The following is a 13,738-nucleotide window of genomic DNA, read 5'->3' on the forward strand; positions in this document are numbered from 1 at the left end:
AGGACCGGCGCCGGCGAAACCCAGCAACTCAGAACCGAAATGTTGAGGAACGATGAGCGCACGACCGATCGATGAGACGACCTACAGAAAGCGCATCCGTGCGTGGACGATGTACGACTGGGCGAACTCCGCGTTCGCCACGACGATCCTCGCAGCCGTGCTTCCCGCCTACTACAGCGAGGTTGCGGGGGCCAGTCTCCCGAGCGCGGCCGTCGCCACCGCCTACTGGACCACCACACTCAGCATCTCATTGATCATTGTCGCCCTCATCTCACCGATCCTCGGCACGATCGCAGATGTGATGCGCGGGAAGAAGAAACTCCTATCGATCTTCGTGGGAGTCGGTGTTCTCGGCACGGGACTGCTCGTGCTGGTCGGGACCGGCGACTGGCTCCTCGCCTCTGCGTTCTTCATCGTCGGCCGGGTCGGATTCGCGGCCGGCAACGTTTTCTACGACTCGCTGCTCCCGCACGTCGCGCGCGATCAAGACCAGGACGCGGTCTCGGCGCGCGGTTATGCCATCGGGTACCTGGGCGGCGGCCTCTTGCTCGCCGCCAACGTGGTCATGATCTTCGTACTCGGATCCGAGACGGGTGCTCGCCTGTCTTTCCTGTCTGTGGCGATCTGGTGGGCGGTCTTCTCCATTCCGATACTTCGCCGCGTACCGGAGCCACCCTCGGCCGGCGGCGACCTGCGCCCCGGCAGCACGATCATTCGTGCCAGCTTCTCGAGACTGGGCGACACCCTCCAGAACATCAGGCAATACAAGGAACTCTTCAAGTACCTGATTGCCTTTCTCATCTACAACGACGGCATCGGAACGATCATCGGGGTGGCGGTCATCTACGGCGCCGAACTCGGTTTCGGCACCACCGAATTGATCCTCGCCATTCTCCTGGTCCAGTTCGTCGGGATTCCGTTCAGTCTCATCTTCGGTCGGATACCGAAGGGCGACGATGCGAATCGCGCCACCTTCCTCGCCTTCATCGTCTTCAACATCGTCGCCTTGCCGCTGGTGGGTATCGTCGGTGCTCGAGCGTTGCCCTCAGACTCGGTCGGAGCGGCACCCGACGCCTACACCGCCTCCGGCTCATCGGTCGGTGAGGGCACGTACGGCATCACCGACGGGGCAGTCGAGTTGTCCGGCCGGTGGGACGTGGTCGGCACGGAAGCAGTCGCCGAGCAGACGACAGGTCTCAGCGATGCCGCAGGGGCGGTCACTCCGTACTTCCTGGTGACGGCCGTCGTGGGACTGGCGCTGGCCTGGGCGGTGGCGCGCCGCCGGCGGGCCGCCGGAGCGACGACACCCCCTTGGTCGGTGATCGGCGTCGCCACCGTTGGCCTCGTTGCCCTGCTGATCGCTGCCCTGGGACAGTTGATCGTGCTCACCGCCTCCGACCCTATTCCCTATGCCGCCACGGCCGACGAGGCGGCCGAAGCCTCCTTCGATTTCAACGGCCGGCAGGTCAAACTCACGCACCGTACCGGACCCGACCACGGCATCTGGTCTGTCGAGATCGATGGGCAGCCGCTCTTCGAAGATGACGAGTTGGTCGAGATCGATGCCGTCAACGAGACCCTTCGGTACGGTGTTCGCAGCACCATCGATGCCGGCTCCTCGGGCCTCCACACTCTGACCATACGGTCGACCGGGGGTACGGTCGCCATCGGGGAGTTCGAGGTCCTACCCCCCGTCAGGTCCAGCAATCTAGGGTTCATTCTCGGCAGCCTGCTGGTCGTCGAACTGGCAGGACTGGCGCTTGCCGTCCTCTTCGGCAAGCGACTATTCGGCGGCGTTGCAGACGCAATGACCACCAAGCGGGCGATCATCCTGGCGCTAATCGCCTACGCATTCATCGCCATCTGGGGATTCTTCCTCGATGCTGTGATCGAGTTCTGGTATCTCGCCTGGATGGTGGCGGTGGTTCAGGGAGGAAGTCAGGCGCTCAGCCGCAGCCTCTATTCATCGATGTCTCCAACCTCGGTGAGCGGCGAGTTCTTCGGGTTCTTTTCGGTGATGTCGAAGTTCTCGTCGATCCTCGGACCGGTGATCTTCGCCGGCGCGGTAGCCCTATTCGGCAACAGCCGGCCGGCAGTCCTGAGCCTCATCGTCTTCTTCATAGTGGGTATTGCCCTGCTTCAGCGAGTCGACGTCGATGAGGGGCGCAGGGTTGCAATGGAAGCCGACAGGCGCCTTTTGGGCGAAGACCGGGAGGACGGGCAGTGAGCAAGAACTCCGATGATTGGGACGACTTCGCAGTTGCCGGCGTGGGTCCGGTCTCCGAACCGGCCTCGGAGCCACCGCGCCAGGTTCACGACGACGGGACCGGAGTCCGCTGGAGCCTGATCGCGAGTCTCGTGCTCGTTGCCGCGCTCGCCGTGCTGGCCGCGCAGAACACTCAACGGGTTACCCTCAACTTTCTGGGCTGGGACGGCAGAGCCCCTTTGATTGCCATCATCCTCGGCACCGCAGTTGTGGCGGTACTCTTCGATGAGGCAGTCGGTTTCATTTGGCGGCGCCGGCGCCGCAAGACCCTGGCCGAACGGAGGGAACTCGAGCGCCTCCGCGCCGAGCGCCTCTCAGATTGAGTAGAGCAACATGCCTGAACGACTGGTAGTCGTCGGGGGAGATGCAGCGGGGATGTCCGCAGCCAGCCAGGCTCGACGTCGCCGCAGACCCGATGAACTCGAGATCATCGTGCTGGAGAAAGGCGGCTACGTCAGCTATTCGGCCTGCGGTGAGCCGTACTACGTGTCGGGTGATGTCGAGGACTTCGAGGACCTCAAGGTTCGGACTCCCGAACAGTTCTGGAAGGTCTCGATCGACGCCCGCCTTCATCACGAGGCCACCGCCATCGACACGGACGCAGGAAAGGTGACCTTCCGGGGGCCTGCCGGTGAGGAGACGATCGGATACGACCACCTCCTGTACGCCACGGGATCCGAGTCGTTGCGCCCCCCGATCGAGGGCGTCGACCTCGAAGGTGTGTACGAGTTGCGAACCCTCGATGACGCAAAGACGCTGCGGGCGGTGGCAACCGGCGGTGCTCGCAAGGCAGTAGTCGTCGGCGGCGGATACATAGGACTCGAGGTAGCCGAAGCCCTCAACACTCTCGGGTTGGAGACCACGATCGTCACGATGATGCCGACCGTGTTGGAGCGAACCTTCGACCCGGACATGGGGGCCAGGGTCGGTGACCGCCTGCAGGAGATGGGCATCGAGTTGATCACCGGGCACAAGGTCGAGTGCCTCGAAGGTCGCGACGGAAAGGTCGTCGGGGCGGGCTGTTTCGACCGGAGCATTCAGGCAGACCTGGTTGTTCTGGCTCTCGGAAGCCGGCCTGCCACCAGAATCGCCGCCGAGGCGGGCATTCCCCTCGGGGCATCGGGGGGCGTCACCGTGGACGACCATCAACGCACATCAGTGGACGGCGTGTGGTCCGCCGGAGACTGTGCTGATGCGTTCCACCGTATCAGCGGATCACCGGTCAACGTTCATCTGGGTACGGTCGCCAACAAGGCCGGCCGAGTGGCAGGGATCAACCTCGGTGGGGGCGACGCCACCTTCCCGGGGATCCTCGGGACTGCGATAACCAAGGTGCACGATTTCGAGATCGCCCGTACCGGCCTGACCGAATTCGAAGCCGGGTCGGCCGGGTTCGACTGCGTTGCGGCGGAGGTCGGTAGCAGCACCGCCGCCCACTACTGGCCCGGTTCTTCTCCGATGCGAATCAAGATGGTTGCTGAGAGAGGGACCACCAGGCTCCTCGGAGCCCAGATCATCGGCGGGCCGGGTGCGGGGAAACGCATCGACACGGTTGCGAGCGCGTTGTGGAGTGGAATGACGGCGTCGGATCTGGCAATGGTCGATCTGGCCTACTCACCGCCCTTCTCGGGCGTGTGGGACCCGGTGAATATAGCGGCGCGGAAGGTGGCCGCGACAGCCGCAAAGGGTTAGCGGCAATCGGCCCCGAGGATCTGATTTCGCGCCTCGGAACCCAGAACCCAAAACCTAGAGCCCAGAACTTCCCCCCGCCTTCCAGAACTCTCGCAGCGCCTCCACCACCGCAGACGGACGCTCCAGGGGCGGAACGTGTCCGGCGCCGGGAACCTCGACGAAGCTGGCCCCGGGCACAGCACCGGCCATCCTGCGAGCCCCCTCCGGCGGAGTCAACTCGTCTTCGCTGCCCACCAGTACCAGGACCGGAACGGCGATCGACCCGAGGAGGGCCGTTCGGTCGGGTCGGTACGCCATCGCGTGCAGGGCGGCCGCGACACCGGAGCGCGGGGAATCCTCCGCCATGGTGCGTATGCGTCTCTTCACCCAGGGGGCTGCGGCGGCGGATGGCAATCCTTCGGCCAGCCTGTCCGCCAACCCCCCGACTCCGGAGGCCTCGACCTCCTGGATGAGCGCCATCCTCCCGGCACGCCCCTCCTCTGTGTCGGCCTCAGAGCGCGTATCCATCAGAGCAAGTGATCGAACCGTCTGCGGATGGCGTTCGTAGAGAGCCAACTGCACGTAGCCGCCCATCGACAATCCGACTACGTCTGCTGCTTCTCCGAGTTCCGCGATGAGCGAAGCCACCCGATCTGCAATTTCGTCAATCGAAGAGGCACCGTCCATCGAAGATGCGCCACAACCGGGCAGGTCGACCGCAACACACCGTCTCAAGCCGCCCAGGTGGGCAACTACCTGATCCCAGAGCCGATGGTCCATCGGGAAGCCGTGCAGAAACACGGCGAGCGGCCCGTTGCCGGTCGAGCGATACGAAAGTGAATCTGTTGACATGAGCCGAGCGTAGCCTCGAAGAACCAAACGGGCGACGCCGGCCGGCGCCACCAATACAATGACCCGGTGTTCCGCAGTCTCCTCGTGGCCCTGATTCTGCTCGGTGCCGCGTGCTCGGAATCCGTCGACGCGGAAGCAGGTAGCGCAGCGTCGGCCGGGCCTCCGGACGGAATACCGGCGCTGGTCGTAGAAGTCGTCGACGGGGACAGCCTGGTCGCCCGGATCGACGGTGCCCGGCACAGAATCCGTTTGATCGGTATCAACGCACCGGAAACCGACGAGTGCTTCGGGCCGGAGGCCCGGGAACAACTCGAGTTTCTGACTCTGAATCAGACGGTAACACTCGTGGAGGACGCCGAACCGCTGGATCAGTACGGGAGGTTGCTGCGGTACCTGTACAGGGGGGACACGCTGGTCAACCTGGAACTCGTGGCGGACGGGTTTGCGATGTCACGCCCCTACGAGCCGAACACGTCACTCCTTTCCGACCTCGACCGGGCCCAGGATCTTGCCATTGCGACCGGAAAGGGAATGTGGGCAGTTGCGGCGTGCACGGTGACGAGCGAACTCAGAATCGATTCGATCCGTGCAGATGCATCCGGACGCGACGACGAGAACCTCAACGACGAATGGATCGAGATCGCGAATACCGGCCGGAGGCCGGTCTCGCTCACCGGGTGGTCGATCCGCGACGCTGGGTCCACGCACCGGTACTCATTCCCGTCCGACTTCACGATCGGCGGCTCAACCACCGTCCGGATCTCCACCGGCTGCGGAACCGACGGAAGGGACCACCTCTACTGGTGCGCCTCGGGGCCCGTTTGGAACAACTCCGGCGATGTGGGTTTCCTCGTCGACCCGGAAGGCAGAATCGCCGGCCGCCTCGAATACTGACCGGGCGCCACAGCGCCGTACCCGGTGTGGTTCAATAGGGCTGTTCAATCACTCAAAGAGGAAGGCCCCAGAAAATGAGCTTCATGGAAACTCTCAAAGGCTGGTTCGGCAAGGCCAAGGAAACTGCCGGCGAGGCGATGGACAAGGTCGAGGATCTCGGCGAGAAGGCCGCGCCCGTGGTCGGCAAGGCCAAGGAAGCAGCGGGCGAAGCCTTCGAGAAGGCCAAGGATCTCGCCGGTGAGATCAAAGACAAGGTCGAGGACAAGATCGATGACATGCGCGGCGAGGGCGACGAACCCGCCGGTGCCGTGGAAGAGGCTGCCGAAGGCGCCGCCGACTCAGCAGAGGCCAAGGTCGACGAGGTCAAGGACCAACTCGACGGCTGACCTGCCTCCGGCATTCGACGCAGTTCGAGGGTGCACCTCCGGGTGCACCCTCGATGCAATTTCACCAGCGCTCGGCGACGGTCTTCATCTCCATGAACAGTCGTAGATAGTCGGGGCCGCCTGCCTTGGCATTGGAACCGGACATGTTGAAACCGCCGAACGGCTGAACCGCCACCAAAGCTCCCGTGATCTTCCGGTTTATGTAGAGGTTGCCGACGTGGAAGTTGCGGCGGGCGTACTCGATACGATCGCGTCGCCTGGTGAACACGCCGCCGGTCAGGCCGTATTCAGTTCCGTTGGCGATTTCGACGGCATGTTCGAAGTCGCGTGACCGGATCACGGACAGGACCGGCCCGAAGATCTCGAACTGGGCGAGCCGATGTTCCGGATCGACATCGGCGAAGATCGTCGGTTCGATGTAGTAGCCACCGTCCAACTCGACCGCCGACCCTCCCAGAACGAGCCTGGCTTCTTGCCTTCCCTTCTCGATCTCCTCGAGAACCGTCCGATGCTGGCCTCCGCTGATGACGGCGGTTACCTGATTGTTCTCCGTTGCAGGACCGATAGAGAGTTCGGAGGCGTATCGCACAACCTTGTCGAGAACCTCGTCGTGCACCTCGTCGACGACTATCAGCCGGGAACAGGCAGAGCACTTCTGACCCTGGAACCCGAAGGCGCCTGCTACCGCGGCGCGGGCCGCCGCCTCGAGGTCTGCCGTCTCGTCGACGACCTGCGCATCTTTTCCACCCATCTCCATATAGGCACGTTTGAGCCAAATCTGGCCGGGATTCACCTTCGAGGACCGCTCGGCGATGCGCAGGCCCACTTCCTTGGATCCGGTGAAGTTGATGAAGCGGGTGCGCGGGTGGTCGACCAGCGTGTCCCCGACCAGACTGCCGGCGCCCGGCAGGAAGTTGATGACTCCGGCCGGAAACCCTGCTTCCTCCACGGCCGTCATGAACTGTGCGGCAATGACCGGAGTCGTCGAGGCGGGCTTGACCACCACTGCGTTGCCGGCGGCAACGGGACCGATGGTCATCCCTGCCAGTATCGCCAGCGGGAAGTTCCACGGCGGGATGATCACCCCCACGCCGAGCGGAATCAGATGTGACTCGTTCTCCTCATTGGGAAAGGAGGAGACCGCCACCGGCCGGGCGAGTGCCAGGGCCTGCCGGGCGTAGTAGTCGACGAAGTCGATGGCTTCGGCAACGTCGGCCTCAGCTTCGGAGTAGTTCTTCGAAGCCTCGAGAGTCTGCCATGCCGAGAACTCCAGCTTGCGCCTCCGCAGGATGGCCGCCAGCTTCATCACGGTTCTGGCGCGGGCTTCTGCAGTCATCGCCGACCATTCGGCGAACCCCTTCCAAGCTGCCTCGATCGCTCGTCCTGCGAGCTCCGGCGTCGCAGCCGCCACAGTACCCACGACCTCCGAAGGCTTGGCGGGGTTGACGCTCTCGATGCGATCGTCGGTATCGACAGCCTCACCGCCGATGATCAACGGGTAATGGCCGCCGAGCTCCGCGCGCACACCCTCGATGGCGGCGCGGTAGGCGGCGGCATTCTCATCGATGGAGAAATCGCTGTACGGCTCATTGGCGAACGGTTCGAACACTTCGGCAACCTCCGGGATCTGCGTCGCTGTGAGCCTATTCGATGTCGAGCGGCGCGTCACCATCGTGAGGACTAGGTTGACGCGCGGAGGTGCCATGCACATCGCGAGCCTGGAAGCAACTTCATGAATGGGCCTCTCGAGCTCCTCAGGGATGCCGCTCAAGACGAGTGGTCCGACCCCGTCGACACGACACTCCGCGCTGCTGAAGGCCTGCTCGAGCTCGTTGAGAAGGACTGGATGGAAACCGGTCTCGAAGCCGCCCGGATGCTCCGAACCCGCCGACCCGATCAACCGCTTCTGCTCGCCATCACCGAACGCGCCCTCGATCCGGATCCGAACAGGGTACGGAGGGCGCTGCAGCTGGCCATCGCGGAACTCGAGGATGAGACATGGAGCTCGGATCTCGGCCTGCGTGTCGCCCACTACGAGTCGATGGGTGTCACCTCGCTCGGGAAGTCGACTCTCTCGGTACTGGAAGCCGCCTCGCAGCTCGGCAACTCGCGAGCTCAGTTGTTCACGGACCGGCGCGCGATATCGAAAGGTCTCGGGTATCTCAACTTCCCGATTTCCGTTGCACCTCCCGAGGAAGCGATGGTGCTGCTCGCTCCGGGCGTGGCCAGCACTAAGTCGCGGTTCTGGACGACGTCCCGGATCGCCGACTCTGCCCTCAAGGCAAAGGCCGCCGGCCGTACCATCATCGTGATCGTCCATCCGCTGGCAGAGCTGTCACCGCTCAACCGTTCGGTGTTTCGCCCACACCGCCTGCTCATCGATGTGGGGATCTAGTCGCGAGTTGTGAGTTGCGAGTTGCGAGTTGCGGTCAGCGGAGGGCGGCGGCTGTGATCGCCCAGACCAATACAGCGGTGAAGACCGTACCCATCGTGATGCCGAAGACGGCCTGCGGGGTTCCACCCAACCGGCGGCCGACGCGAGCCTCCGATCCGAGTATCTCGCGCAGTGCCGTCACGCCGGCCGCCACCGCCAGCGGGGCCGGCAGCAACAGGACGCTGAGCCAACCCAGGTTGGCGGCAACGCCGGCCCAACGGGAACGCCCGGCGGGCAGGTCGGCAAATCGATCCGGTGACGGTGGAACATGGCCTTGCGGAGCCGGACGTGCCAGCCCTTCGAAAGCATCCACCTCGCCCAACGGCGTCCAGGCCGCCATACCGTCGGTCCAGACGAATGACTCCGTGAAGAGGTGCCCGGCGGAAGCCAAACGGCGAACGACCGGTTCTGCGACCGGCCCCACGGGGCCACTACCGACGAGGTAGAACCAGGTTCGCTCCGTCATGACGATCAGGAGTCGAGAGCCGAGACGACGTAGCCGATCGAAGCGATCAACGCCTCGATGTCTTCGATGGGGATCGAAGGCCACATGCCGATCCGTAGCTGATTCCGACCGAGTTTGCGGTACGGCTCCACATCGACAATGCCGTTCGAGCGCAGGATCGCGGCCAACGCGAGCGCGTCGACCCCAACGAAATCGATGGTTGCCGTGACCGGTGACCTCTCCGCCGGCTCGGCCACGAAGGGATCGGCATACGGAACCGATTCGGCCCATCCGTACACGGCAGCTGCGTTCTCCACGGCTCGACCGGCGGACCAGGCCAGCCCGCCTCGCTCGATCATCCACTCAATCTGCCCGGCCAGGAGGAACAGGGTGGCGAGAGCCGGGGTGTTCACGGTCTGATCCTTGCGAGAATTGTCGATTGCGGCCGGCAGGTCGAGGAAAGGGGGCGCATAACGGCCGGAATCATCGATCGACTCGGCCCTGCGGAGCGCGGCAGGGGACATCAGTGCCACCCACAGACCGCCCTCCGAACCAAAGGCCTTCTGCGGCGAGAAGTAATAGACGTCGAACTCCCCCGCTTCGACCGGCATCGCCCCCGCGGCAGAAGTGGCGTCGACCACGACGATCCCCGGCGCGTCCGGCCGCCCGACCGGCATCATCACACCCGTAGTCGTCTCGTTGTGAGTTAAGGCATACGTGTCAACCGATGGGTCTGGAGCGACCTGCGGATGGGTGCCCGGAGGCGACTCGACGATGAGGGGGTCTCGCAGATGTGGGGCCCTCGCCACCGAGGCCGCGAACTTGCCCGAGAACTCGCCGAACACGAGGTGCTCGCTGCGCTCTTCAATCAGCCCGAACACCGCGACATCCCAAAAAGCAGTGGCACCACCGACACCCAGCACTACCTCGTAACCGTCGGGAAGCGAATAGAGCGAACGCAGGCCGGACCGGATGCGACCGACGACGTCCTTGACGGCCGGGCGCCTGTGGCTCGTGCCGAGATAGCCGGACCCGACGCTGAGGAGGGATTCGAGTGCCTCGCTCCGGACCTTCGCAGGCCCCGATCCGAACCGTCCGTCGGCCGGCAGGAGGTCTTGAGGTATCTCGATTTGGCCGGGCATCGTCACCACTATTCTTCGATTCAGCGACATCACAGTCGATTGAAGCAACGAAAGCGAATTCGCATGCACCGCATCTCAGATCGCATCGGTTCGATCGCCGAATCGGCAACGATGGCCGTTACCGCCAAAGCGAAAGTGCTCAAGGCGCAAGGTATCGACGTGATCGGATTCGGCGCAGGAGAACCGGATTTCCCAACTCCGGAGCACATCGTGGAGGCCGCGGTCGTTGCCTGCCGCGACCCCAAGATGCACAAGTACGGCCCGGCCGCCGGTATGCCGGAACTCCGGGAAGCGGTGGCAGCCAAGACGCTGCGGGATTCCGGTTATGAAGCCTCTCCGGGAAACGTCCTGATCACCAACGGCGGCAAGCACGCCGTCTTCGCGGCGCTTGCCACAATCGTCGACCCGGGCGACGAAGTGTTGCTCCCGGCTCCCTACTGGGTCACCTATCCGGAGGCGATTGGTCTGGCCGGTGGTGTGCCGATCGTCCTGGCCACCGACGATTCAACCGGTTTCCAGGTGACCGTAGATCAACTCGAAGCCGCCAGGACGGAGCACACCAAGGCTTTGATCTTCGTATCCCCGTCCAACCCGACCGGGGCCGTCTATCCCCCGGAGGAGATAGCAGCCATCGGGCGGTGGGCGGCCGAGCATGACGTGTGGGTGATCACGGACGAGATCTACGAGCACCTGGTCTACGGTGAGACCGCCTTCTCATCCATGGCGGGGCTGGTCCCGGAGCTACAGGATCGCTGCATCATCGTCAACGGTGTGGCAAAGACCTATGCCATGACCGGATGGCGGGTCGGCTGGATGGTGGGGCCCCCGGACGTCATAAAGGCCGCAGCCAACCTTCAGTCCCACTCGACCTCAAACGTCGCCAACGTTTCACAAGCCGCGGCACTGGCCGCATTGACCGGACCGGTGGAACCGGTCGAGGAGATGCGAAAGGCGTTCGACCGCCGGCGCCGGAAGATGTACTCGATGCTGAGCGGCATAAACGGGGTAGAAGTGCTCGAACCGCAGGGGGCTTTCTACGCTTTCCCGTCGTTCGAGGCACTGCTCGGCAACGACATCGGCGGGCATCGTCCGACCTCGACCCTGGAACTCGCCGGGCTGATACTCGAGGAAGCCCACGTGGCGATCGTTCCCGGCGAGGCGTTCGGTGCCCCCGGGTTCTCCCGCCTTTCGTACGCCCTCGGCGATTCCGACCTGGAGAGAGGGGTCGGCCGGCTCGCCGATTTCCTGGCTATGTGACGCCGGTACACTTCCCGACCATGCTGACGGGCACAACTGCCAGAGCGATGTTGCTGGTCGGTCCCGGCCGGCTCACCCCGACTCGACTTCCGATGGGAAGGATCGAAACCGGCGGCTGGCTGGCCGTCGAGTCGACCGGTATCTCCGGCGTCGAGGTTCACGCATGGAACGGAACCAATCGCAGGCTGGACTACCCATTGATCCCCGGACATGAGATCGTCGGGCGCGTCGCAGAGGCGGCGGACGATTCGATTCCGTTTCCGGTCGGCACCAGGGTCGTTCTCGAGACTTCCATACGATGCGGTGCCTGTCGCAGGTGTACCAACGGTGTTTCGAGCTGCACTTTCCGCCGCCCGATCAACGCATACGGCCACCTTTCGTCGAAGGAGCCACCGGCGTTGTGGGGAGGCCTCGCCGAGTACGTGTACCTGGATCCCGGCGCCCGACTCCATGCCCTCTCAGACGACATACCGGCAGAGGTCGGAACGTTTGCCCATGCGCTCGCAGCCGGGTTCACCTGGGCGGTCGAACTTCCCCAGCTGCAGTTCAGCGAGAACGTGCTCATCCTCGGCCCGGGGCCGCGCGGCCTTTCCGCTTTGATCGCAGCTAAGGCCGCAGGTGCCGGATGGGTGGGTGTCGCCGGCCTACCTCACGATACCGATCGGCTCAAGATGGCCTCCGATCTCGGCGCCGACATGGTGGTGGACATCGAGTCGGGAGATGTGGGCAGCGCCGTGGCCAACTCGCTCGGAGCTCGTCCCGACATCGTTGTCGACGTCACCAGCGACGACCCGGAGGCGATCTTCATGGGCCTCGACCTGGTGCGCGCCGGGGGCCGGGTCGTGCTGGCATCGACAAAGGGAACCAATGCAATCCATCAGCTCTTCTCAGACATCGTGGTGGTGAAGGAACTGACAGTACGGGGTGCATTCGGAGCGAGCTCGGCCGGCTACCACTGGGCGACCCGCCATTTGGCGACCGACGACAGAATCGACCAGATCGTGACCCATGAGTTCCCACTGGCCGAGGCCGGTCGGGCGATGCAGGCGGCCGGAGGTGTGCTGGGTCGGGACGAGCTCCTGGCGGTGGCGGTGACCTTCTGACGTCTCCCGCCGCCGCTTGGATTCCGCGCCGCTCGAGTATTGCTGCCTGGGCCACCTACGACCTGGCCAACACGATCTTTGCGCTCGGAGTACAGGGCTTGTACTTCGCGACCTGGGTGACCGACGTTCAGGACCGGCCGGACGAGGTGCTCTCCTATACGATCGCGGCAGCCATGCTGGTTGTGATCCTCGCCAACCCCTGGATCGGTGCCAGAACCGACCACGCTCCACGCAGGATCCCCTACCTGGCGGTGACGACAGCCGTGGCGGTGGGCGCTACGGCGCTGCTGGGCTCGTTGTCGGTCGGCTGGTCGCTGGCTCTGTACGGCCTCGCCCTCATCGGATTCAACCTGGGGTCGGTGGTCTACGACGCCATACTCCCGGACGTTTCCACACCACAGAATCGAGGCCGCATATCGGGGATCGGAATCGGGGTCGGTTACTTCGGATCTTTCGTCGGAGTGATCATCGGAAGAACCGTGCTGGACGCTCTCGGCCTCGGATATCCGGCGCTCTTCCGGACCCTGGCAGCAGCGTTCCTGCTCTTCGCCGTTCCGACCTTCCTGTTCGTCCGAGAACGACCGCGCTCTGCTCCGGCCGATCCACCACCTTCGTGGCGTACCGCCTTCAGACAACTGGCCGTTTCCTGGCGACGGGCATCCCAGCATCCCGGTCTGACACGGTTCCTGGTCGGACGCTTCCTCTACTCGGACGCGATCAACACCATGATCGGCGGGTTTCTGGCCGTTTTCGTCATCGATGAGATCGGCTTCGAGCGTGATGAGATGGAGATACTGCTCGGTGGAGCGATCGTCGGGGCAATGATCGGAGGATTCGGAGGCGGCCGGCTGGTGGACCGGCTCGGACCCCGGCGCGTGCTGCACGGCGCGCTGTACATGTGGATGATCGGCATGGGTCTGGGCATCGTCGCCGCGGAAGCCGATGTGCCGGAACTCGGCTGGTCGCTGGGCATCCTCGGGGGCATTGCCCTCGGCACCACATGGGCAAGCGACCGCGTGTACATGGTTCGCCTGTCTCCGGCCGAATCGATCGGCGAGTTCTACGGCCTGTACGGCATGGTCGGGCGTTTCGCCACCGTCCTCGGACCCTTGACCTGGGGTCTCATCGTCGACAGGCTGCACCTCGGCCGCAGCGCCGCCGTGGGTACCCTGATCGCATTCCTCGTCGCCGCCAGGCTGGTGCTGCACAAGGTCGTAGTGCCGGAGGAGAGCAAGGCCTAGCGATTGAAACCGCTCAACTGCCGCGCACCCGCGCAGGCAGATGGCGG

The 13,738-nt window shown here is 64.2% G+C and carries 13 protein-coding genes; 9 read left to right on the forward strand and 4 right to left on the reverse strand.

Annotated features, from left to right (window positions below; genetic code table 11):
- Positions 1–52 precede the first annotated feature (52 nt).
- From VLT15_05290 to VLT15_05300, 3 genes are read left to right on the forward strand one after another with little or no spacing between them, the layout of a single operon-like run.
- Positions 53–2,227: an MFS transporter gene (locus VLT15_05290; protein ID HSR44633.1), complete on the forward strand. Its 2,175-nt coding sequence runs from the start codon at positions 53–55 to the stop codon at positions 2,225–2,227.
- A complete protein-coding gene (locus tag VLT15_05295) occupies positions 2,224–2,589 on the forward strand; it encodes a LapA family protein (protein ID HSR44634.1) in 366 nt (121 codons plus the stop codon). Before VLT15_05290 ends, VLT15_05295 begins: the two co-directional genes overlap by 4 nt.
- Before the next feature lie 10 nt (positions 2,590–2,599).
- The gene (locus tag VLT15_05300; GenBank protein HSR44635.1) at positions 2,600–3,958 is read left to right on the forward strand and encodes an FAD-dependent oxidoreductase; all 1,359 of its coding nucleotides are present in this window, start codon (positions 2,600–2,602) and stop codon (positions 3,956–3,958) included.
- Positions 3,959–4,012: 54 nt separating this feature from the next.
- On the opposite strand, the gene VLT15_05305 is transcribed toward VLT15_05300, so the two are convergent.
- A complete protein-coding gene (locus VLT15_05305; GenBank protein HSR44636.1) occupies positions 4,013–4,789 on the reverse strand; it encodes an alpha/beta fold hydrolase in 777 nt (258 codons plus the stop codon).
- A 66-nt stretch (positions 4,790–4,855) separates the two neighbouring features.
- Here VLT15_05305 and VLT15_05310 point away from each other — a divergent pair, with 66 nt between their 5' ends.
- Positions 4,856–5,683, forward strand: a complete 828-nt coding sequence (locus tag VLT15_05310; protein ID HSR44637.1) for a lamin tail domain-containing protein — start codon at positions 4,856–4,858, stop codon at positions 5,681–5,683.
- A gap of 83 nt (positions 5,684–5,766) precedes the next feature.
- Positions 5,767–6,069 carry a YtxH domain-containing protein gene (locus VLT15_05315; protein HSR44638.1) on the forward strand — a complete coding sequence of 101 codons (303 nt, stop codon included), beginning with the start codon at positions 5,767–5,769 and terminating at the stop codon, positions 6,067–6,069.
- Between the two features lie 61 nt (positions 6,070–6,130).
- Here the strand turns inward: VLT15_05315 and pruA are convergent, their stop codons facing one another.
- Positions 6,131–7,678: an L-glutamate gamma-semialdehyde dehydrogenase gene (gene pruA / locus VLT15_05320; GenBank protein ID HSR44639.1), complete on the reverse strand. Its 1,548-nt coding sequence runs from the start codon at positions 7,676–7,678 to the stop codon at positions 6,131–6,133.
- Positions 7,679–7,801: 123 nt separating this feature from the next.
- On the opposite strand from pruA, the gene VLT15_05325 reads away from it, so the two are divergent.
- Positions 7,802–8,464, forward strand: a complete 663-nt coding sequence (locus VLT15_05325; GenBank protein ID HSR44640.1) for a hypothetical protein — start codon at positions 7,802–7,804, stop codon at positions 8,462–8,464.
- Between the two features lie 34 nt (positions 8,465–8,498).
- Here VLT15_05325 and VLT15_05330 read toward each other — a convergent pair whose 3' ends face one another.
- Both VLT15_05330 and serC read right to left on the reverse strand, forming a co-directional pair.
- Positions 8,499–8,969 (reverse strand): DUF4339 domain-containing protein, encoded by a 471-nt coding sequence (locus VLT15_05330; protein HSR44641.1) that lies wholly within the window; start codon positions 8,967–8,969, stop codon positions 8,499–8,501.
- Positions 8,970–8,974: 5 nt separating this feature from the next.
- Positions 8,975–10,090 (reverse strand): phosphoserine transaminase, encoded by a 1,116-nt coding sequence (serC, locus tag VLT15_05335; protein ID HSR44642.1) that lies wholly within the window; start codon positions 10,088–10,090, stop codon positions 8,975–8,977.
- Positions 10,091–10,153: 63 nt separating this feature from the next.
- Between serC and VLT15_05340 the strand changes: the two genes are divergently transcribed.
- The 3 genes from VLT15_05340 to VLT15_05350 all read left to right on the forward strand — a co-directional run bounded on the left by VLT15_05340 (position 10,154) and on the right by VLT15_05350 (position 13,691).
- Positions 10,154–11,347: a pyridoxal phosphate-dependent aminotransferase gene (locus VLT15_05340; GenBank protein ID HSR44643.1), complete on the forward strand. Its 1,194-nt coding sequence runs from the start codon at positions 10,154–10,156 to the stop codon at positions 11,345–11,347.
- A gap of 20 nt (positions 11,348–11,367) precedes the next feature.
- Entirely contained in the window at positions 11,368–12,450 is a 1,083-nt protein-coding gene (locus VLT15_05345) for an alcohol dehydrogenase catalytic domain-containing protein (protein ID HSR44644.1), read from the forward strand.
- 98 nt (positions 12,451–12,548) lie between these two features.
- Positions 12,549–13,691: an MFS transporter gene (locus VLT15_05350; protein HSR44645.1), complete on the forward strand. Its 1,143-nt coding sequence runs from the start codon at positions 12,549–12,551 to the stop codon at positions 13,689–13,691.
- Positions 13,692–13,738 lie beyond the last annotated feature (47 nt).

It is taken from the genome of Acidimicrobiia bacterium, from assembly GCA_035471805.1.
Lineage (GTDB): Bacteria > Actinomycetota > Acidimicrobiia > Spongiisociales > JAHEDJ01 > JAHEDJ01.